21 protein-coding genes are annotated in these 20,663 nt (G+C 67.3%); 13 read left to right on the forward strand and 8 right to left on the reverse strand.

The genetic code is table 11. The annotated features are described in order from the left end of the window. The first annotated feature begins 70 nt into the window (after positions 1-70). Positions 71-1,258 (forward strand): GAF domain-containing sensor histidine kinase, encoded by a 1,188-nt coding sequence (locus ACSC1S_RS13575; RefSeq protein ID WP_435364791.1) that lies wholly within the window; start codon positions 71-73, stop codon positions 1,256-1,258. Positions 1,259-1,261: 3 nt separating this feature from the next. Here ACSC1S_RS13575 and ACSC1S_RS13580 read toward each other — a convergent pair whose 3' ends face one another. After that, positions 1,262-2,188 carry an isoaspartyl peptidase/L-asparaginase gene (locus tag ACSC1S_RS13580; RefSeq protein ID WP_435364792.1) on the reverse strand — a complete coding sequence of 309 codons (927 nt, stop codon included), beginning with the start codon at positions 2,186-2,188 and terminating at the stop codon, positions 1,262-1,264. A gap of 306 nt (positions 2,189-2,494) precedes the next feature. On the opposite strand from ACSC1S_RS13580, the gene icd reads away from it, so the two are divergent. From icd to ACSC1S_RS13600, 4 genes are all read left to right on the forward strand, one after another. After that, positions 2,495-3,757, forward strand: a complete 1,263-nt coding sequence (icd, locus tag ACSC1S_RS13585) for an isocitrate dehydrogenase (NADP(+)) (RefSeq protein ID WP_435364793.1) — start codon at positions 2,495-2,497, stop codon at positions 3,755-3,757. A gap of 147 nt (positions 3,758-3,904) precedes the next feature. Next, positions 3,905-4,558 carry a helix-turn-helix domain-containing protein gene (locus tag ACSC1S_RS13590; protein WP_435364794.1) on the forward strand — a complete coding sequence of 218 codons (654 nt, stop codon included), beginning with the start codon at positions 3,905-3,907 and terminating at the stop codon, positions 4,556-4,558. 100 nt (positions 4,559-4,658) lie between these two features. After that, on the forward strand, positions 4,659-5,093 hold the full coding sequence (locus ACSC1S_RS13595; protein WP_435364795.1) for a hypothetical protein: 435 nt from the start codon (positions 4,659-4,661) through the stop codon (positions 5,091-5,093). A gap of 42 nt (positions 5,094-5,135) precedes the next feature. Beyond that, positions 5,136-5,420: an SUI1 family translation initiation factor gene (locus tag ACSC1S_RS13600; protein ID WP_435364796.1), complete on the forward strand. Its 285-nt coding sequence runs from the start codon at positions 5,136-5,138 to the stop codon at positions 5,418-5,420. A 2-nt stretch (positions 5,421-5,422) separates the two neighbouring features. On the opposite strand, the gene ACSC1S_RS13605 is transcribed toward ACSC1S_RS13600, so the two are convergent. Further along, positions 5,423-6,835, reverse strand: a complete 1,413-nt coding sequence (locus tag ACSC1S_RS13605; RefSeq protein ID WP_435364797.1) for a PAS domain-containing protein — start codon at positions 6,833-6,835, stop codon at positions 5,423-5,425. Between the two features lie 83 nt (positions 6,836-6,918). Between ACSC1S_RS13605 and ACSC1S_RS13610 the strand changes: the two genes are divergently transcribed. Further along, complete coding sequence (locus tag ACSC1S_RS13610) at positions 6,919-7,443, forward strand: DUF5817 family protein (RefSeq protein WP_435364798.1); 525 nt, start codon at positions 6,919-6,921, stop codon at positions 7,441-7,443. A 15-nt stretch (positions 7,444-7,458) separates the two neighbouring features. Here the strand turns inward: ACSC1S_RS13610 and ACSC1S_RS13615 are convergent, their stop codons facing one another. From ACSC1S_RS13615 to hmgA, 3 genes are all read right to left on the reverse strand, one after another. Next, complete coding sequence (locus ACSC1S_RS13615) at positions 7,459-7,806, reverse strand: hypothetical protein (RefSeq protein ID WP_435364799.1); 348 nt, start codon at positions 7,804-7,806, stop codon at positions 7,459-7,461. 69 nt (positions 7,807-7,875) lie between these two features. Beyond that, positions 7,876-8,220, reverse strand: coding sequence for a cupin domain-containing protein (locus ACSC1S_RS13620; RefSeq protein WP_435319387.1), 345 nt, complete (start codon positions 8,218-8,220; stop codon positions 7,876-7,878). Between the two features lie 46 nt (positions 8,221-8,266). Next, positions 8,267-9,478, reverse strand: coding sequence for a hydroxymethylglutaryl-CoA reductase (NADPH) (gene hmgA, locus ACSC1S_RS13625; protein WP_435364800.1), 1,212 nt, complete (start codon positions 9,476-9,478; stop codon positions 8,267-8,269). A 114-nt stretch (positions 9,479-9,592) separates the two neighbouring features. On the opposite strand from hmgA, the gene ACSC1S_RS13630 reads away from it, so the two are divergent. The 6 genes from ACSC1S_RS13630 (at position 9,593) to ACSC1S_RS13655 (ending at position 16,500) form a co-directional block, all read left to right on the forward strand. Further along, on the forward strand, positions 9,593-11,125 hold the full coding sequence (locus ACSC1S_RS13630; protein WP_435364801.1) for an amidohydrolase: 1,533 nt from the start codon (positions 9,593-9,595) through the stop codon (positions 11,123-11,125). A gap of 58 nt (positions 11,126-11,183) precedes the next feature. After that, complete coding sequence (locus ACSC1S_RS13635; RefSeq protein ID WP_435364802.1) at positions 11,184-11,549, forward strand: hypothetical protein; 366 nt, start codon at positions 11,184-11,186, stop codon at positions 11,547-11,549. Positions 11,550-11,764: 215 nt separating this feature from the next. Further along, positions 11,765-12,898 (forward strand): quinolinate synthase NadA, encoded by a 1,134-nt coding sequence (gene nadA, locus ACSC1S_RS13640; RefSeq protein WP_435364803.1) that lies wholly within the window; start codon positions 11,765-11,767, stop codon positions 12,896-12,898. 4 nt (positions 12,899-12,902) lie between these two features. Then, on the forward strand, positions 12,903-14,408 hold the full coding sequence (locus ACSC1S_RS13645) for an L-aspartate oxidase (RefSeq protein WP_435364804.1): 1,506 nt from the start codon (positions 12,903-12,905) through the stop codon (positions 14,406-14,408). A gap of 16 nt (positions 14,409-14,424) precedes the next feature. Next, positions 14,425-15,240: a carboxylating nicotinate-nucleotide diphosphorylase gene (gene nadC, locus ACSC1S_RS13650; protein WP_435364805.1), complete on the forward strand. Its 816-nt coding sequence runs from the start codon at positions 14,425-14,427 to the stop codon at positions 15,238-15,240. A gap of 63 nt (positions 15,241-15,303) precedes the next feature. Continuing rightward, positions 15,304-16,500, forward strand: coding sequence for an MFS transporter (locus tag ACSC1S_RS13655; protein ID WP_435364806.1), 1,197 nt, complete (start codon positions 15,304-15,306; stop codon positions 16,498-16,500). An 8-nt stretch (positions 16,501-16,508) separates the two neighbouring features. Here ACSC1S_RS13655 and gpmI read toward each other — a convergent pair whose 3' ends face one another. Together gpmI and ACSC1S_RS13665 are read right to left on the reverse strand one after the other, a co-directional pair. Then, positions 16,509-18,080, reverse strand: a complete 1,572-nt coding sequence (gene gpmI / locus ACSC1S_RS13660; RefSeq protein ID WP_435364807.1) for a 2,3-bisphosphoglycerate-independent phosphoglycerate mutase — start codon at positions 18,078-18,080, stop codon at positions 16,509-16,511. Between the two features lie 558 nt (positions 18,081-18,638). Continuing rightward, a complete protein-coding gene (locus ACSC1S_RS13665; protein WP_435364808.1) occupies positions 18,639-18,893 on the reverse strand; it encodes a hypothetical protein in 255 nt (84 codons plus the stop codon). A gap of 115 nt (positions 18,894-19,008) precedes the next feature. On the opposite strand from ACSC1S_RS13665, the gene ACSC1S_RS13670 reads away from it, so the two are divergent. Then, positions 19,009-20,262, forward strand: a complete 1,254-nt coding sequence (locus ACSC1S_RS13670) for a DNA double-strand break repair nuclease NurA (protein WP_435364809.1) — start codon at positions 19,009-19,011, stop codon at positions 20,260-20,262. Positions 20,263-20,273: 11 nt separating this feature from the next. Here the strand turns inward: ACSC1S_RS13670 and ACSC1S_RS13675 are convergent, their stop codons facing one another. Then, positions 20,274-20,609, reverse strand: coding sequence for a DUF7113 family protein (locus tag ACSC1S_RS13675; protein WP_261652387.1), 336 nt, complete (start codon positions 20,607-20,609; stop codon positions 20,274-20,276). Positions 20,610-20,663 lie beyond the last annotated feature (54 nt).

Genomic DNA, 20,663 nt, shown 5'->3' on the forward strand with positions numbered 1-20,663 from the left:
CTGTGCCACGTCAACACCAGTCATAGGCGGCCCCCGAAACCACCACCGGACCGATCCCCCACCAGCACGCATGACACCCGACACCAATTCGCTGTCCGACGAGGCCGCACGCCAGCAGTTGTACGCCCTGATGCAACAGAACCTGCCGCGAACACAGCTACTCTCGCGCGTTCTCGAAATCGGGTCCCGGTATCTCGACGTCGAACACGGGCACATTGCAGACATCGACCAGGGTGAGAACCGCTGGGAGGTCGTCGGAACCACCGACGGCCCCGACGGTCCCTATCCAGATGGTCTCACGGCGGCGCTAGAGGACTCCTACTGCAGGCACACGGTCAAACAGGAGACGCCGGTCGCCCTCCACGACGCGGGAGCACAGGGATGGGCCGACGACCGCGCGTACGAGAAGCACGGTCTCGACACCTATCTCGGGACGCGCATCGACGTGCTCGGCCACCCCTTCGGCACGCTCTGTTTCGTCGCGAACGACGCCAGGGAGGAGTCCTTCAGCGAAGCGGAGAAGATATTCGTCGAGTTCGCGGCCCAGATACTCGGCCAGGTGCTCGAGCGCTCACACCACGAACGCGAGCTCGCGAACCGGGACCGGATGATCGGCGTCCTCAATCGCGTCCTGCGGCACAACCTCCGGAACGACCTCAACGTCATCCACGGCTACGCCGAAATCCTGCAACAACTGACCACCGGCGAGGCGGCATCCCTGGCCGCGGTCATCGAATCGACCGCAACCGAGTTGCTCACGCTCAGCGAGAAGGCCAAAAAATCCGACCAGCTGACCCGGTCCATACCGGTTGCGCGGCCGACGAACGTCGTTCCGCTCGTCGACACGGCCGTCGCGACGGTCCGCGAGCAGTGTCCCGCCGTCGACATCGCGGTCTCCGCACCGGCCGAGGTCGTCGCCCTCGCGGCCCCGAACCTCGAAGACGCCATCGTCGAACTGGTCGACAACGCGGCCAGATACGGCGGTGACGGCCCGGGCGTCGAGGTCGCCGTCGCGACCGAACAGGACGAGACGACGGTCGCCGTCAGCGATTCGGGCCCCGGCCTCCCGCCCGGCGAACAGCGCGTCCTCACGGACGGCAACGAGACCCCGCTGGAACACGGCGACGGCCTCGGACTCTTCCTCGTTCACTGGATCGTGGCGAACCTCGATGGCAGAATCGACGTGGAGACGAAACCGAAGACGCGGGTCTCGATTCGACTCCCGAACATCGGGAGTGGAGCGACCGACCAGTCGTAGTGCTCAGCGCGACACGGCGATCTGCATCGCGTCGGAGTTGAACGCGCTGCCCGCGTTCCCGTCCCGGTCGAGGACGATGATGCCCGCGCTCGACCCGGTGAGTTCGCCGAACTCCGAAATCGCGAGGTCGGCCGCGGCCTGGGCCGAGTGTCCCGATTCGAGGTGGCGGACCGCGCGCCGGGAGAGCGTCACCCGGGCGATGTCCTCGCCGGCCCCGGTGGCCGAGGCACCACCCGCGGGGGCGCAGTAGAACCCGTTGCCCACCTGTGGGACGTCGCCCACGCGCCCCGCGAGCGCGAGCCAGCGCCCGCCGGTGGAGGTCGCCGCGGCGAAGGAATCGCCGTCGGAGGCGACTGCGCCGACCGTATCGTGATCTAACAGATCACTGCTCGACGAGGTCTCCTCGTCGGCGTCGTGGTCCATCTCGGCCGGGTTGCCGTCGGGGTCGGTCGTCCCGAACCGCTCTTCGAGGTAGGCGAGGTGTTCCTTCGGGCCGCCCTCGGGGACGTCCTCCTCGGCCCAGCGCTCCTGGTTGCGCTCGCTCAGGAGGTCGACCCCGGTCTCGATACCGAAATCCTCGGCGAGGTCGACCGCGTTCTCGGCGGAGACGCAGATGTGCGGCGTCTCCTCCATGACGGCCCGGGCGACGCTGACCGCGTGTTCGACACCCGGCATCGAGCAGGCTGCACCCGTCTCCAGGTCGTCGGTCATGACGCCCGCGTCGGTCCGGACCACGCCGTCGGACTGGACCGCCCCACCGAAGCCCGCGTTGAACCGCGGCGACGATTCGAGGACGTGGATGGCCTGTTCGACCGCGTCCAGGGGCGTCTCGGCGTCGGACCCCGCAGCGGCTGCCTCGTCGAGCACTCCCTGTCGTGTCTCCGGGTCGTCCGGGTTCGCGCCCGCACCACCGTGGACGATGACGTGCATACCCGTCCCTGCCGGGCGAGCGAGTATAAGTGCTGGCGGTTGGTGGTTGCTGGTCGACTTGCCGCCGTGGCGCGCGGCCAGTGAACCGACCGCCAGCGAGGGGTACTGTCGAAAGCGCGCGAAGCGAAACAGAGCGAGTCAGCTGGGGAGGGTGTGGGGCGTTTCGAGACCGACCGCTGGCTGGCAACTACACCACCGTTCAGAGTTTGTTACACGTCAGCACGAAACACGCTCAAACGCCGCAAAACTTGCGCTCGCACGCAAATGGCAGCCCTTTTAGGCGCAACCTCCGACGCTCTAGACGACATGAGCTACGACTACGACAAGATCGACGTCCCCGAAGCGGGGGAGCAGATTACGGTCGGTGACGACAACGAACTCGTCGTCCCGGAGAACCCCATCATCCCCATCATCCACGGGGACGGAATCGGAACGGACGTCGGACCTGCCGCCCAGAAGGTCCTTGACGCCGCCGCCGAGGCGACTGGTCGTAACATCGAATGGATGCGCCTCTACGCCGGCTCGTCCGCCCGCGAGAAATACGACGAGAACCTGCCCGAGGACACCGTCGAAGCGATCAAGCAGTTCAAGGTCGCAATCAAGGGCCCGCTCACGACCCCTGTCGGCGCTGGCTTCCGCAGCCTGAACGTCGCGCTTCGCCAGAAGCTCGACCTCTACGCGAACGTCCGACCGACCTACCACCTCGACGGCGTCCCGTCGCCGGTCAAGGAACCCGAGAAGATGGACATGGTCACGTTCCGTGAGAACACGGAAGACGTCTACGCCGGCATCGAGTGGGAAGCCGGTACCGACGAGGTCCAGCAGGTCAAGGAGTTCGTCGAGGACGAGATGGGCGCGACGGGCGTCATCCACGACGGTCCGGTCGGCATCGGCGTCAAGCCCATCACCGAGTTCGGGACGAAGCGCCTCGTCCGCGAGGCCATCGACTACGCCATCGAGAACGAGCGCCCCTCCGTCACCCTCGTCCACAAGGGCAACATCATGAAGTTCACCGAGGGTGCCTTCCGTGACTGGGGCTACGAGGTCGCAGAAGAGGAGTACGGCGAGGACGTCATCACCGAGGACGAGCTGTGGGAGGAGTACGACGGCGAGGCCCCCGAGGGCACGCTGGTCGTCAAGGACCGCATCGCCGACAACATGCTCCAGCAGCTCCTGACCCGCACCGACGACTACGACGTCATCGCGACGATGAACCTCAACGGCGACTACATGTCCGACGCCGCCGGCGCCCAGATCGGTGGCCTCGGCATCGCCCCCGGTGCGAACTACGGTGAGACCCGCTGTCTCGCAGAGCCGGTCCACGGCTCCGCCCCGAAGTACGCTGGCGAGGACAAGGTCAACCCGACCGCGATGATCCTCTCCGGCCGCGAGATGTTCGAGTACATGGGCTGGAAGGACGCCGGTCAGCTCATCCGCGACGCCGTCGAGAAGGCGATCTCCGAGGGCTTCGTCACGTACGACCTCGAGCGCCAGATCGAGGGCGGCACGAAGCTCGCCACCAGCGAGTTCGCCGACAAGGTCGTCGAGAACATCGAAGAACTGGCGTAAGCCAGCCTCGAACCGAGTTCCACCGCATTTTTCGGCCACCGCTGACCGATTCAACAGACGAATCCCGCGAGAATCCCCCGTAACCCGCTTGTAGTCTCCAGATTCGCTCGCACACACTTATCAGCCTTGCAAGCGTCTCCTTGGTAGATGGCGATTATCGCGGAAGTGACGATCGCCTCGGAGTCGTTCCCTCTCGGCCAGTTGACGCTCGAAGAACCGGGGATGCGAATCGAGCTCGAACGAGTCGTACCGACCGACGATGCGGTTATCCCGTTCTTCTGGGCACAGGGGGGCGACTTCGAGGCGTTCGAACAGAGGGCTGCACAGCTACAGTCGGTCGACGAGCTGACCGTACTGGACAGACTGGACGATGCGGTGCTGTATCGCGTCACGTGGGGAGAAGACGTGGTGAGCTTCGTCTCGGTCATCGCCGAACTCGGCGCGACCATCCTCGAGGCACACGGGAACCACAAGTGGCTGTTCCGGCTGCGCTTCAACGACCACAGCGACCTCTCGTCGTTCAGTTCGTGGTGTTCTGACAACGACGTCCCGTTCGAACTCCGGCGGCTGCACACACTCGCCGAGGTGCAGAACCAGAAGTACGACTTCGGACTCACCGACGAGCAACGCGAGGCGCTCGAGATCGCGGCGAGCCTCGGCTACTACAAGGTCCCGAAGAACGCGACCCTCGCGGACGTGGCCGCCGAACTCGGCATCAGCGAGCAGGCGGCGGGCGAACGACTCCGGCGTGCGATGGACAAGCTCGCGAACGTGGTCGTCCTCGAGGAAGAAGCCACCTGAGTTCGAGCGCCGCACCGTTGATTTTCCAAGGCCCTTTTTAACCGGGTTGAGAGAACTGGGCGTACACCCAAGCACGCCAGTGACCAACCTTTACCCGAGGATGACTCTCGTCGACGTCACGGTCGCGGCGGCCGACTTTCCGCTTGGCGCGCTCACTGCACAGACGCCAGCGACGGCTGTCGAGCTCGTCCGGGTCGTCCCCGTCGACGGCGCGGTCGCGCCACTCGTCTGGGTGGTCGGGCGGAACCTGGAGGGGTTCGAGCAGGCTGCCGGGTCCCTCGACCAGATACAGCGGCTGTCACTGGTCGAGTCACTGCCCGGTCGACGACTGTACCGCATCTGGTGGCGACCAGGCGCGACCCCGTTCGTCAGCACCATCTACCGGTTCCACGGGGCGATACTGGACGGACGAGGGACCGACGAGTGGCACTTCTTCGTCCGGTTCCCCGACGACCACTGCCGCGATGCGTTCTTCGCGGAGTGCGTCAGGACAGGCATCCCCATCGCCGACACGGAGTACACCGGCGTCGGCTGAGGGGCCGGTAATGGCTATACCTGCTGCCAGCGTACACTCCGCGTGGCAAAAGACTCGACAGCCTTCGACGACCTCGATATCGACCTGCTGGGAGACCTTGACCGTGCGGAAACAGAGCTCTCCGTCCGGGTCGAGCGCCGACGCTACGGGAAACCGATGACCATCGTGGAGGGATTCCCGTCGGACGTCGACCTCAGGAAGCTCGCGACCAAGTTGAAGCGTGCTGCAGGCGCGGGTGGCACCGTCCAGGACGACAGGATAGAGATACAGGGCGACCAGGTCGACCGTGTGATCGAACTGCTGCGCGCCGACGGGTACACCGTCTGACGCTACGAGACCACGAACCGAGCACCACCAGTTCCGCTTTCTTCGACGGTTACCGACCAGCCGTGGGCAGTCGCGATGCGCTCGACGATGGCGAGGCCGAACCCGGTCCCATCAGTGTCGGTGGTGAACCCGTGCTCGAACACCGACTCGCGCTCGTCTTCGGGGATACCGGGGCCATCGTCAGCGACGTAGAACCCGGCTTCCACCGGGGATTCGAGGCGGCCGACGGTGACGGTGGTCGCGCCCGTCGCATGGTCGGCGACATTGCGGAACAGGTTCTCGAACAGCGTCTGCAGACGGTCAGGGTCGGCCTCGATCATACCGAGGGTGCCCTCGACCGCGATGGCGAGGTCGCCGGTCTCTCCGGTCTGCCAGGCCCGGGTCACGACCGCCTCGAGGCCGACCGGCTCGGGGTCCGCCACGACATCGCCCTCGCGGGCGAGTGTCAACACGTCGCCGACTATGCGCTCGATGCGGTCGAGGGCCGCCAGTGCCGCCTCCAGCCCGTCCGAGGAGGTCTGCTCGGCGACCGTCTCGACGTGACCCTTCGCGACGCTGAGCGGCCCCCGGATGTCGTGGCTCACGACGCTCGCGAACTCTTCGAGGCGCTCGTTCTGCCGGCGGAGTTCGTGGCCGAGTTCCTCCCGTTCGGTCACGTTCTTCTGGAATCCGAAGTAGTGGGTGACCTCACCGTCCTCGTCGAACACCGGGGCGATGTCGAGCTGGTTCCAGAACGGCTCCCCGTCGGCGTCGTAGTTCTTCAACACGACGGAGATGGGTTCGTTGGCATCGATGGCGTCCCGAATCGAGGCCACCGTCTCCGGGTCGGTGTCCTCGCCTTGCAGGAACCGACAGTTCTGCCCGATGACCGTCTCGGCGCTGTAGCCCGTCATCTCCTCGAACCCGTCGTTCACGTACAGGAGCGACTCGTCGGGGCCGGCGATGGTGATGCCGACGCCCGCCTGTTCGAGTGCCCGGTCTTTCAACTGCAGGTCGTGTTCGAGCTGGGCCTGGGTCACGGCGCGTCGAATCCGGGTCGCGAGCAGGTCGGAACAGCCGGACTCGAACCGCGGCAGGTACTCGGTGGCGGTCGCAGAGAGGACCGTTTCCAGGACTTCCGGAGCGGGGTCGGCACCGTACAGCAGGTAGGGAGCATCGGTGTGGGACCGGACGGTCGCCAGCGTCTCCGGCGCTGCTTCGGTCTCGGTGGTGTGGACCACGCAGTCGACGCACTGGTCGGACGCGGGTAGCACCTGCTCGATGGCGGCAGCCGAGTCCACGCGGGTGACGGTGAACCCGGATCGCCCGTCGAGGGCGACGGCGTCCTCGTCCGGCGCGACGAGGAGCACCGCGACCGGGGCGTCGACCGGGACGGTCCGGAAACTGGCCGGTCGAGCACCACTCGGGAGTGTCATTAGTTGCAAATCGCCAGCCCTCGCCTTGAGCGTGTCGCCCAACTGGACGAAGATTCAAATCGATGGCCGCACGACGGTCGGGTATGTACCACGTGGTCGGGTGTAGCGACTGTGGCGCGTTGCGAATCATCGAGGGCCGTCCCGAGAGCACCCAGTGTGGGCGCTGTGGCACGCGCCGCAAGTTCAAGCAGGTACGCTCGTTCGTGAAGACCGACGATCTCGACCACGCCCGCGAGGTCCGCGCGTCGATGCTGGCGAACCGCCAGGGGGAGGGCGAGGCGTTCGCGAAGGTGGAGTCGTTCGCCGAACTGGACGACGCCGTCGCCGACGGGGTCATCGACGACGCCGAGTTCCTCGAAGCGTCCGGACTGGACGTCGACGAGGTGAACGCGGCGGGCGACCGCGCGAGCGGCGGTGGCGGCCGGTCGCTGAGTCGGAAAGAGACCGTCGAGGCCGCCTTGCGCGAACTCGACCGGCCGACCGAGGAGGAGGTCGTCGCCTTCGCCGAAGAACACGGCGTCCCCGCCGACTACGTCGAGACGGCGCTGCAGAAGCTCGTCCGGCGTGGCGAGGTCAGCGAGAGTCGGGGACGCTACCGCAGACTCTGAGTCGCCGGGGCTCGGTCATCCGAGCACGCCGCTCGTGGCGAGGAAGACGGCGACCGAGGTCAGCCCCGCGCCGAGGGCGGAGAACGCCAGGCCGAGTCGGCCGGGGACGCCCCGCGGCTGGAAGGAACTCGGGTCGGTCACGTCGAAGCCGCCCTGCACGCCCGCCTCGACGGTGTCCAGCCCGGCGTCGGTCGCAGCGAACGGGAGTGGGGCACAGGCCAGCATCGCCCCGCCGAAGAAGAACGAGACAGTGGGGAGGGGCAGCCCGGCGGCGGCGCTGGCACCGAGGACGAGCGCGGCGAACAGGGGACCAGCCACGAGGGTGTACCGGACCAGGTACGGCTTGAGGGCTGCGCGATTCATACGCGACCGTTCATAACAGAATTATATCAAACTTGCGTCGAGAGAGGTCGGTGAAAACGGCCCGAGCGCTCAGTCGTCGTCCTGCCAGGCCGGGTTCTCCCGCGGCGGGCTAAAGATGTCGATTCCCTTGACTGGCACGTCCCCGCGGTTCTCGGCCCCGTGGACCTCGTCGCCCGGAATCGAGTATGAGTCGCCCGCAGAGACGGGTATCTCCTCGCCGTCGACCAGGAAGGTGAGTGTCCCCTCGTAGATGAACCCCGCCTGCTCGTGGGGGTGGCTGTGCTCGGGGACGGTCGAGTCGGGCTCGATGAAGAAGTGCTGGACGTTCATCTGCTCGCCACCTGCGAGCATCGAGAGGTGCGTGCCCTCGACCGCTTCGGTCGGCTCGACGGAATCGTTCGGAACGTGTTCCATACCGGGTTGACGCCGGGCGAGCACCTAAAACGAGGGGGCGGTGTGCCTAGCGACCCAGCTCTTCGTGGGCGGAGGAGAGGTGACGCGACGCGAGCGCGGCGAGCAGCGAGAGTTCGCCCGCGAGCGCGCCGGCCGCGATGACCTCCGCGAGGGCGTCGGCGTTCGACCCGGCGGGGTCGCCGCCGCCGCGCAGTCCGAGCACGTCGAGCGCCTCGGACTGGGTCGGCAGCTTCGTCCCGCCGCCGACGGTGCCGAGTTCGAGCGACGCCACGGAGATAGAGGCGTAGAGGTCGCCGTCGCGTTCCTCGGCCGTCGTGATGGCGTTCGACCCCTCGACGACCTGGGCGGCGTCCTGCCCGGTCGCGAGGAAGGCCGCGGCGATGGTGTTCGCGGCGTGGGCGTTGAATCCCAGGCTCCCCGCTTTCGCGCTCCCGATGAGGTTCTTGCGGGTGTTCGCCTCGGCGATGGCCCCCGGCGTGGTGTGCAGGCGCTCCTCGACCACGTCGCCCGGGATGACCACGTCCGCGGTCACCGAGCGCCCGCGGCCCTCGACCGCGTTCACCGCGGCCGGTTTCTTGTCCGAGCAGAGGTTGCCCGAGAGCGCGACCAGCGACGCCGGCGTCTCCGCCTCGACCACGTCACAGGCCTCGCCCGTCGCGATGGTGGCCATGTTCATCCCCATCGCGTCCTTGGTATCGTAGCGGAAGCGCAGGTACACCGAGTCCCCGACGACGTACGGCGTCACGTCGAGCAGTTCGCCGTGGCTCGTCGTCGCCTCGGCCGCCTCGCGCAGCTGGTCGGTGTTCTCTCGCACCCACTCGACGGTCTCGGCGGCCTCGACGACGCCGGAGACCCGGAACACGGGTGCGCGAGTCATCCCGCTCTTGGTGACCCGGGCGTCCGCGCCGCCGGCGGACTGGATGACGGAGAGACCGCGGTTCACGCTCGCCAGCAGCGCCCCCTCGGTCGTCGCCAGCGGGAGGTAGTACTCGCCATCGGCCGCGCCGCCGTTGACGGTGACGGGTCCGACGACGCCCATCGGAATCTGGGCCGCGCCGATCATGTTCTCGATGGCGGACTCGGCGACCTCGGCGTCGAAGGCGTACTGGCCCACCGTATCCAGGTCGGCGTCGGTCGCGTTTTCGAGCAGGAGCCGACGGGCTTCCGTCGCCGTGTCGTGGTCCACGTGCTCTTCGAGTTCGTGCAGTCGGAGTTCCCCCTCGCGGACCCGTTCCGCGAGTGTCGCCGGGTCGGTCATACCAGAAGGTGTTCGGTGGCGGTTGATACCGGTTACCCTTTCAGGCAGGGTGGGGCGCACTCGCGGACACGGGCCATCCAAACGTTTACCCACCGGCGCGTCGCCCCTTGAACTATGACCGACGCAGCGGACCTCGTGCTCACGAACGCGGAGGTCCACACCCTGACGGAGCCGGACGAGACCGCCGAGGCCGTCGCGGTTCGCGATGGAGAAATCGTCCGGGTCGGCGACGCCTACGAAGTCGACTTCCTCGTCGGCCTCGACACCGAGGTCGTCGACTGCGGTGGGCGAACCGTCCTGCCGGGCTTCATCGACGCCCACACCCACATGCAACAGCTCGGCCAGTACCAGCTCCACGCCGACCTGAGCGAAGCCGACTCGCCCGGGCACGCGGTCGACCTCCTCGCCAGCGAGGCGCACGACGACCGGGAGTGGATTCTCGGGTTCGGCTGGGACGAGTCCGGCTGGGCCGAAGAGCGCTACCTCACCCGGGAAGACCTCGATTCGGTGAGCGAGGAGCGCCCCGTCGCCGCCGTCAGAGTCGACATGCACACCGCGGCGCTGAACTCCGTCGCCCTGGAGCGCCTGCGCGACGAGATGCCCGCGGCAGACGTCCGAACCGACGACGGCGAGCCGACCGGCGTCGTGGTCGAAGACGCCATCGAACCGGTGTGGGACACCATCGACCCCGACCCCGCGGAGACGCGAGAACTGCTCCGCGCTGCGCAAGAATACGCCGTCGAGCGCGGCGTGACGCAAATCCACGACATGGTCCGCCAGAGCCACGCGCCGCGGGCCTACCGCGAACTGGAGCAGACGGGCGAACTCGACATCAGGGTCCGCATCAACTACTGGAGCGACCACCTCGACGCCGTCGAAGAGGTCGGCCTCCGGACCAACCACGGCAGCGAGAAGGTCGAGACGGGCGCGATAAAATCGTTCACCGACGGGAGCTTCGGCGGCCGCACCGCGAAGCTCTCCGAGCCCTACGCCGACGACCCGGACGAGACCGGGACGTGGGTCGTCGACCCCGACGAACTCCACGACATCGCCCAGCAGGCCGACGATGCCGGCCTGCAGTTGACCGTCCACGCCATCGGCGACGAGGCCATCACGGTGACGCTGGACGCTTTTGAGAGCACCGAGAATCCGGGCGATGCGCGCCACCGCGTCGAACACGTCGAACTGGTCACCGACGAGCACATCGAGCGCTTCGCCGACTCGGGAATCATCGCCTCCTGTCAGCCCAACTTCCTCCAGTGGGCCGGTGCGGAGGGGCTGTACCAGTCCCGGTTGGGAACCGAGCGCCGCGAGCAGTCGAACCGCTTCCGGGACCTGCTGGATGCGGGCGTGCACCTCGCCTTTTCGAGCGACGTGATGCCGATGGACCCGCTGTTGGGGGTCGACTACGCGGTGAACGCCCCTGCGGAAAGTCAGCGCCTCACTGTTACGGAAGCACTCCGCGCGTACACCCTCGGGGGCGCGTACGCGGGCTTCGCCGAGGACCGGCTGGGGACTATCGAGGTCGGCAAGCAGGCCGATTTCACGATTCTGGACGACTCGCCGTGGCAGCACGAGGAGTCGATTCGCGATATCGACGTGGCGATGACGGTCGTGGGCGGCGAGGTCGTGTACGACGGTCAGTAGTCGTCGGCCACCGTTTTCATCGACGCTGTTTTGTATCGGTTAGAAGAAACTTTTTCGTATGCTCTCCGCCCTCCTCGACGCCCTCCGCGAGCGACGACTGCTCGTGCTGTGGCTCTCGCTCCTCGTGGGTATCGGCGCTGGTGCAGGCGCGTACGTCACGCTCGGCGACTCGAATCTGGTGCTCCCGCTGGTCCTCGGCGTCGGTGGCACCGCCTACTATTCCGTGTACCACGGCCACCGGCTCTCGATGCGGCAGCAGGACTTCGGCAGGGGGTTCGTCAGGATGTTCGCTCTCATCACGCTGGTCGATCTGGTCACGACCGGGGACGGACCCTTCGGCCAGACGCTGTGGACCGCTGGCGCAGTCGCCGGTCTCGCGCTGGTGTTCGGTCTCACGATGCAGCTCGACCAGGCCAAGTCCTGATTCACGAAGTCGATTCGTCATAGAAACCGGGCGAGCAGTACGGCGACCCATCGTTAACTCACTCTGTAGTTTATTGTTCACCGAACCACCCGTACCCGACAGTATGCACTCTGATAGCACTATCAGGAGGTGGTAATCCCCCATACCAGACTATCGAAGAGAAAATTTCTTCAATGCGGCCCGCTGACGGCTAGGTAACAACAGGTGTCCACACCGTGCCAAAGATGGAAACCGCGACCTTCGAGACGGAGTTGAGCCTGTTCAAGTACGACAACCTTGAACAGCTCCCGGCGGAGTACCGCGAACTGACCGAGGCGGAACGAACCGAACGCATCGAGGCGGCGAAGGCCGAACTCGGCGAGGACGTGGTCATCCTCGGACACAACTACCAGCGCCGCGAGATCGTCGACCACTCGGACTTCATCGGCGACTCCTACCAGCTGAGCGTGGAGGCGGCGAACGCAGACGCGAAGTACGTCATCTTCGGCGGCGTGACGTTCATGGCGGAGTCGGCCGACATCATCACCGACGACGACCAGACCGTCATCCTGCCGAGCATGGAGGCGTCCTGCCCGATGGCCGGGATGGCCGAGGCGCTGCAGGTCGACGCCGCGTGGGAGGAGATCACGAGTGCGGCCCCAGATTCCAATATCATCCCCATCACGTACATGAACAGCTACGCCGACCTGAAGGCGTTCTGTGCCGAGCAGGGCGGGCTGGTCTGTACGTCCTCGAACGCCCACCGCGCGTTCGAGTGGGCCTTCGAGCGCGGCGACAAGGTGCTGTTCCTGCCGGACAAGCACCTCGGCGAGAACACGGCCCACCGGCTGGGCATGCAGGACAACATGGCCGAGTGGGACCCGTGGGACCCCGAGGGCAAGGACGCAGAACAGGTCGCGAAGTCGGACATCATCCTGTGGGACGGCTACTGCCAGGTCCACGAGCGATTCCGCGTCGACCACATCGAGCAAGTGCGCGAGCAGCATCCCGATGCGAAGGTCATCGTCCACCCCGAGTGCCGCCGCGAGGTCGTCGAAGCCGCCGACAAGGCCGGCTCCACAGCCGCCATCACGGAGACGGTCGAGAACGCCGAGCCCGGCGAGACGTGGGCTATCGGCACCGAAATCCACCTCACGAACCACCTCCAGCGCTGGCACCCCGAGGTGAACGTCCTCCCCCTGTGTGGCGACGCCTGCATGGACTGCAACGCGATGCGCCAGATCGACCCGAACTACCTGACGTGGGTGCTCGAGGAACTGGTCGAAGGCCGCGAGCGCAACGTCATCGAGGTCGCGCCGGAGGAGAAGGAACTGGCCAAGGTTGCGCTGGACCGGATGCTGGAGGTGTAGCGATATGCGAGAAACTGAGATACTCGTCGTCGGCACCGGTATCGCGGGCTGTGCGGCCGCACTCGCCGCAGCTCGCGAGGGCGCGAACGTCCTCGTCGTCACCAAGGCGGAGCGCCCCGAGGACGCCTCCTCGGACTGGGCACAGGGCGGCATCTCCACGACGGGCACCGACCCCGAGGGGTTCAAACAGGACATCCTCGCGGCCAGCGCGGACACCGCCGACGAGGCCGCGGTCGACGTCCTGGTCGAGAACGCGGATTCGGCGGTCGAAGACGTGCTGGTCGACACGCTGGGCGTCGAGTTCGACCTCGATTCGGAGACCGAGGAGTTCGATTACACCCGCGAGGCGGCCCACTCGGAGAAGCGCATCCTCCACGTCGACGCCTCGACGGGCAAGCACATCCTCCGGCCGTTCCTGCACTACCTCGACGACCACGAGAACGTCGAGATTCTGGAGGATACCGCCGCGCTCCAGCTCATCACCCACGAGGGCCGGGTCCACGGCGCGATGCTGGACACCGAGAAGACCGGCGAGCCCGTCTTCGCGGGCACGACCGTCCTCGCAACCGGCGGTATCGGCGACCTGTACGAGCGCAGCACCAATCCGACGGGTTCGACCGGCGACGGCATCGCCATGGCCGCCCTCGCGGGGGCTGACGTGGCCGACATGGAGTTCGTGCAGTTCCACCCGACCGCGTTCGCAGGCGAGGAACCCTTCCTGCTCTCCGAGGCAGTCCGCGGGGAAGGCGGCCTGCTCCGCAACGGTGAGGGAGAGCGCTTCATGCCCGACTACCACCCGGACGCCGAACTCGCCCCGCGGGACGTGGTCGCCCGGGCGGTCCAGGACGAGATAGACGCGACGGGCGAGGTCACCCTCGACGTGTCCACCCTCGAGGAACCCTTCGAGGCGGCGTTCCCAGACCTCGCCGCAAAATGCGAGGAACACGACGTCGACTGGGACTCGGGCATTCCAGTCGCCCCCTGCGAGCACTTCCTCTGCGGGGGCGTCAACGTGGACGACCGCGGGAAGACCACCCTCGACCGGCTGTACGCCGTCGGGGAGTGCGCCCGCACCGGCGTCCACGGCGCGAACCGCCTCGCCAGCACGAGCCTGCTCGAAGGGCTCGTCTGGGGCCTGCGCGCCGGCGAGGACGCGGTCGGCGTCGAGCCGGAACCCGTCGAGGCACCGGACCTGCTCGACCGCGACCCGGACCTCCCACCCCGGTTCGCCGCCGAGAAGTTCCACCGTCTGCGTCGCGTGATGGACGAGTACCTCGGATTGCGGCGCGACCCGACCGAGATGGCCCGGGCACAGGGCGTCCTCCGCCGGCTCAAGGGCGAGGTCGACGCCTACATCCGGACCCGCACCGCGCGGGACCTGTACGAACTCCGGAACGCGAGCGTCACGGCCCTGCTCATCTCGCGAGCCGCCGCCGGGAACGAGGAGAGCGTCGGCTGTCACTACCTCGTGACCGAGGACGAGAAAGCCGCCGCGACCGCCGACGACTGATGCGAGGCGACACCAGATGATTCACGACTCCCAGATAGAGCAGTGGTTCCGCGAGGACCTCGGCCACCACGACGTGACGAACGAGGTGCCCGGCGAGACGACGGGGAGACTCGTCGCCAAAGAGCCCGGCGTCGTCGCCGGGATGGACGCCGCCGAGCGCGTGTTCGACTACGTCGGCGTCGACGTGACTGAAACCGCCGAGGACGGCACCCGAATCGAGGCGGGTGACGTGGTGCTCCGCGTGGCAGGGCCAGCGAAAGCCGTCCTCCGGGCCGAGCGCATCGCGGTCAACGTCGTCGGGCACGCCTCCGGCGTCGCGACCCGCACCCGCAAAGCGGTCGACGCGGCCCGCGAGGTCGACGACGACGTGCGAATCGCGGCGACCCGGAAGACCACGCCCGGCCTGCGCGGTATCGAGAAGCGCGCCGTGGTGGCCGGCGGTGGCGACACCCACCGCCTCGACCTCTCGCACATGGTCATGGTGAAGGACAACCACGTCGCCGAGATGGGCCTCGAAGGAGCCATCGAACACTTCCGCGAGCGCGTCTCGTTCGCGACGAAGATCGAGGTCGAGGTCGAGGAACCGGAGGACGCACCGAAGGCCGCCGACGCTGGAGCAGACATCGTCCTGCTGGACAACATGCGTCCGGAGACGACGGCCGAAGCCGTGGGGCTGCTCCCCGACGGTGTGCTCGCCGAGGCCTCCGGCGGCATCACGCTGGAGACGGTCGCGGATTACGCGACGACCGGCGTCGACGTCATCTCGATGGGTTCCCTTACTCACTCGGCGGCGAGTCTGGACTACTCGTTCCGGACGGGCGACGATAGCTGACTGTTTGCCGACAAAAACACGCTTCAGAAAACGGTTTAGGGGCTACCGGGACGATTTTCGCCCGTGTTCCGGTCTCGCCCTCCCCTCCCCGTACTCAAGTACTACGCCTACAAGGCGACCGCCTCCGTGGGCCTCGCGACGCCCATCTGGGTGCTGTTCCTCCGCACCAACGGCCTGAGCTTCACCGAGATCATGGTGCTGGACGCCATCTGGTGGGCCGGCATCACTCTGGGGGAGGTCCCCACGGGCTACGTCGGCGACCGGGTGGGCTGGAAGCGAAGCCTCGTCGTCGGGAACGTCCTCCGGACGGTCGCGGTCGTCGCGATGGGTGCCTCGGGCACGTTCTGGCCCCTGGCCGGCATCTACCTGCTGTGGGCGCTCGGGTCGACGCTCCAGTCCGGCAACACGGACGCCTGGCTGTACGAGGTGCTCGACCGCGACGGCGACAGTGATTCCGACGCGTTCACCAGGGTCCGCGGCCGCGGCCAGTCCCTGACGCTCGCGTTCGGGGCGGCCGGCGCGGTGGTCGGCGGCTACCTCGGCGACGTGAGCCTGCGCTGGCCGTTCTACGCGACCGGTGCGCTCTGGGCACTCGGCGTACTCGTCCTGCTGACGTTCCCGAATGTCACGGTCGACGACGACGACCGGATCACCGCCGCCGACGCCCTTCCGGTGCTGCGCGAGCGCCTGCTCTCGGCCGAGTTGCGCGGGTTCGTGCTCTGGGTCGCGGTCGTCCTCGCCATCGCGAGCGCGACGGCCCGGCTCACCCAGCCAGTGACGGTTGGCCTGGGGCTGCCACAGGCGTGGCTCGGGTGGCTGTACGGTGGTTTCTCGCTTCTCGCGGCCGGTGCCAGCTACCGGACCGAGTGGCTCCGCGACCGGTTCGGGCTGGTCGGGTGGGTGACCCTCGCACCTGCCCTGCTCGGCGTCGCGCTGGCGCTCGCGCTCGTCGTGCCGCTCGCCGCCCTCCCGGCGTTCGTACTCATCCGGGCGGTGGACACCCCGACGAGTACGCTCGCCACGCAGTACGTCAACGACCGGATCGAGACGGCCGGCCGGGCGACCGTCCTCTCCGGCGTCTCGATGGTGAACGCCGTGGTCGCCATCCCCTTCGGCGTGGCCGTGGGCCGGGTCGCCGACAGCTCACAGTACCTCGCGCTGGGGCTGGCCGGCGTCACGCTGGTGGTGCTGTCGGCGGTCGCGGCGCTGCGGCTCTCCGGCGGGCCGATGAGCGTTCCAAATGCGTGGGAAGTGGACTGAGGAGAGCGTTACTCGTCGTCGTGCAGCTCGGCGTGCTGTTCTGCGGAGAGGTCGGTCTGCTCGGGCACCAGCAGGTTCTCACCGGTCATCGCGGCCGGCTTCGGCACGCCGACGAGCGAGAGCAGCGTCGGCGCGATGTCACAGAGCGACCCGCCCTCGCGGACGCGCTTCCCGCCGTCGTCGCCGCCCGGCGTGGCGTAGACGAACGGCACGTCGTTGTAGGTGTGGGCCGTGTGCGGGTCTTCCTCGGTACCCATGTCGTCGGCGTTCCCGTGGTCGGCCGTGACGAGGACGTGCCCACCGGCGGCGCGGACCGCGGCTTCGAGCCGCCCGAGCTGGACGTCGACTGCCTCGACCGCCTCCACGGCGGCGCGGTAGTCGCCCGTGTGCCCGACCATGTCCGGGTTCGCGTAATTGAGGACGAGCACGTCCGGGTCGTCCGTGGCGATGTGCCGGACCGCCATCTCGGTGAGTTTGGCCGAACTCATCGCCGGCGTCTCGTCGTAGGTCGGCACGTCGGGCGACTCGATTATCTCGCGGTGTTCGCCCTCGAACTCGACCTCGCGGCCGCCGTTGAGGAAGTAGGTGACGTGGGCGTACTTCTCCGACTCGGCCATCCGGAGCTGGGTCTTGCCCGCCTTCGAGAGGACCTCGCCCAGGACGTCCTCGGGCTCGTGGGGGTCGAACGCCACCGGGAAGTCGAACGTCTGGTCGTACTCGGTCATCGTCACGAGCTTCGTTTCTGGTGGGGTGGGCCAGTCCTCCTCGGGCTCGACCGCCTGGAGCATCCGGACGAGCTGGCGAGCGCGGTCCGACCGGAAGTTGAAGAAGATGATTGCATCGCCATCTTCGAGGCCCTCGTGCTCGCCCACCGTGGTCGCCTCGACGAACTCGTCGGTGTCGCCGCGGTCGTAGCTCTCCGTGACGGCTTCGACCGCGCTGTCGGCGTGATGTGGGGCCTCGCGCTCGACGATGGCGTCGTACGCCTGCCGGGTGCGCTCCCAGTTCTGGTCGCGGTCCATCGCGTAGTAGCGCCCGCAGACCGTTGCGACCTGCCCGGTGCCGTACTGCTGGGCGTGCGCCTCCAGGTCGGCCAGGTAGGACTCGCCGCCGTGGGGGGCGGTGTCGCGCCCGTCGGTGAACGCGTGGGTGACCGCCGGGACCTCAAGCTCGGCGGCCATCTCGATGAGCGCGTGGAGGTGGCGCTGGGAGGAGTGGACGCCGCCGTCGCTGACGAGGCCCATGAAGTGGACTCGTCCCCCGTTCTCGTCGGCGTACGCGAACGCCGACCCCAGCGCCTCGTTGTCGAAGAAGGAACCGTCGTCGATGGCGTCCTCGATGCGGGTGTACTCCTGCATGACGACCCGGCCCGCCCCGATGTTGAGGTGGCCGACCTCGGAGTTGCCCATCTGGCCTTCGGGCAGGCCGACGCGCCGGCCCGCGACGTGCAGGCGACCGTACGCCCCGGTTCGTCTGAGCCGGTCGAAGACGGGTGTGTGCGCTGCTGCGACCGCGTCGCGATGGTCGCCGGGGTCGTCGTTGAGCCCCCAGCCGTCGAGGATGATGAGTGCCGCGTTCATACGGAAACCGTCGCGGGTCGGTACAAAGAAAGGTTCGTTCGCGACAGTGAGAAGATGAGGAATCAGGCGTTCTTCGCGAGCTGGGTGTCGTGGCTGGTACGACAGTTTGGGATGACGACAAGCACACCACTCGCGCTGGTGGCTATGACCGCACCACAGCCTCCCCAGCCGACTCCGATGCTCGGCTCCGCCTGCGCTTCTCATCCCTCGCGCGCTTTCGTCGGTGGCCTCACTTCGTTCGGACAACCGACCGCGCGCGCCGATTGTCTTTGCATGGGTTCGATGTTTGCCGAACGACTGCTCTGGCGCGCGCTGACGAGTGTGCTGAGCGCCAGCGAAGCCACGAGTCAGTGCCGCGCGAGGGACGAGCGGAGCAGCGCGGAGCGAGTCGGTTGGGGAGGATGTGGATGCGGTGCAGTGGCGGTTCCACAGTCACCAGCGCGAGTGACCTGCTAGTACACCCAACCCACCGAACTAACACAGCAGACCCCACCAGACACCCTGCTTCGCAAAACAGAGCCAGCCCTCACGAGACCGCCAGAAACAACGAATACGACGCTACTCGGTCGCGAACTCGGTCTGGCACTCGCCACAGACCGAGCGGTTGCCGGGGCGGGTCGGCTGGGCCGCGACGGCACCGCACTCGTCACAGACCATGAACAGGCGCTTCTCCGGCGGGACGCCCGCTTCGAACTCCATCTCGACCCACGCGTCCGGGTTCTCGGGGTCGTAGATGCGCACGCCGGTGTCGGTTCGCGTCCAGTCGTAGGCCGGCTCGTCCTCGGTGACCGCTTTCGCGGTTCGCTCCGTCATCGGGTAGTCATCGCGGACACGTTCATATAAATCTCTTGATAAATTTGAACACGGAACCGAGTTAACTGTCGCGGCTACCGTCGGCTTTAGTACGGCAGGGCGGGTTCGGTGGGACATGACGCTGGACCCGGTGCACTTCGAGGGCATCGCGCAGCTTGCCCAACGCATCAGGTACGACGTGGGCGAGGACGACCACCGCGACTTCGCCCGGACGGTGTGGGACGAGTTCCTCGACCCGCTGGTCGACGACGGACGAACCGTGCTCGACCCACTGGGCGAGCAGGGCCGCCACGTCGCCCCCGTCGAGGACGTGGCGCTGGCAGCGGTGCCCTACGAGGAGGTCCACGGGCTCGATTCCGGGACCATCAACCCGACCACGTTCACCAATGGATTAGTTCTCGACATCGCCCAGGCCGCGATGTCCGCCACGCCCTCGGACCTCGACCTGCACCGGGCTCGCACCCTCGTGATGACGGTCCACACGAACGACGCCACGGTCGACGTGGACGAGGGCGAGTGGACCGTGTACGACGAGGGCTACATCCGGTCGCAGATCCGCCACGCGCCGCACGTCAACCGGTACGAGGAGGGCGTCGTCCACGCGCTGGCGCTCTACCTCGCGGAGTCCGAACACGCGCTGTTGCAGGCCGACCTGGTCGACGACCTGCTGGTGCTCGACGGGCCGCTGTATCCCAAGGGGCTGTTCAAGTGGGCCGACCAGCACCCCGAGCTGGCCGCGCTGCTGGAGGACGAGGAACAGCCACAGGAGGTCGTCCAGAACTACGTCGAGCTCGTCGAGACGTTCGTCACGCGAGATGTGCCCCTCGTCGGGTTCGTCAAGAACCCCGCGACGAAGGTCATCACCCGCACCGTGCGCGAGAAGGGCGGCCACGCCCCCTGGGTCGACGACTCCGCGTTCTTCACGCGCATCCTCGAACGCGGTCAGTTCGACCACGACGCCGAGCGCTGGGAGCGCGACACGCACAACCTCACCTGCACGAACTGGTTCCGCTCCCGCGGCGGCGCGGACCACCCGCTTTCGAAGGGTGGCGACGCGCTCGGTGCCGACCGTCGACTCGACCCCGAACAGTACGAGGTGACGTTCTGCGTCGTCTACGACCCGCGTGACGACCTGGTGTACCGGCTCGAAGCGCCCTACGCCTTCACGAAGGACGCCGAAACGCGGGAGAACCTGCGGCTGTTCGCGCTCCAGGAGATCGCCGCCCAGGGCGGCCCGCCGCTGGCCGTCGCGAAGGCCGACGAACTCGCGCGCATCAGCCGCGACGAGAAGCGGGCGCTCACCGAGACGCTCGAAGAGACGTTCCAGGCGCGTCGCACGCGAGACTACGACGACACGCGCTGGGGGTAAAAGAAAGCCGCTCAGGCGGTTTCGGCCTTCTGTACCGAGATGTCGACCATGTCCGGGTCGACGCCGACGCGGGCGAACTGGGTCCGGACGTGCTCTTTGGCGGCGGCCAGTGCCTGGTCCTTGGTGTCGAACCCGCGCGGCATCGGCGACTCGAAGGCGATGTGTATCTCCTCGCCGTCGACCTCCTGGACCGTCCCACCACTTTCGACCTCGTAGAACTCGTCGCACACCCAGACGTACGGGGCGTCCTCGTCGGGCGCACCGCGGAACTCCGGCGCGTCCTCACCCCGCTCGTAGATGGTGCCGGTCAGGTCAGTACCGGCCGCGCTGCCGCGAACTAACAACATACCTCTCGACTAGGCGACCGACGCGGATAAGACCACGGGCTGGAGTCACGCCGG

The sequence above is a fragment of the Haloarchaeobius pelagicus genome (genome assembly GCF_051207375.1).
GTDB lineage: Archaea > Halobacteriota > Halobacteria > Halobacteriales > Natrialbaceae > Haloarchaeobius.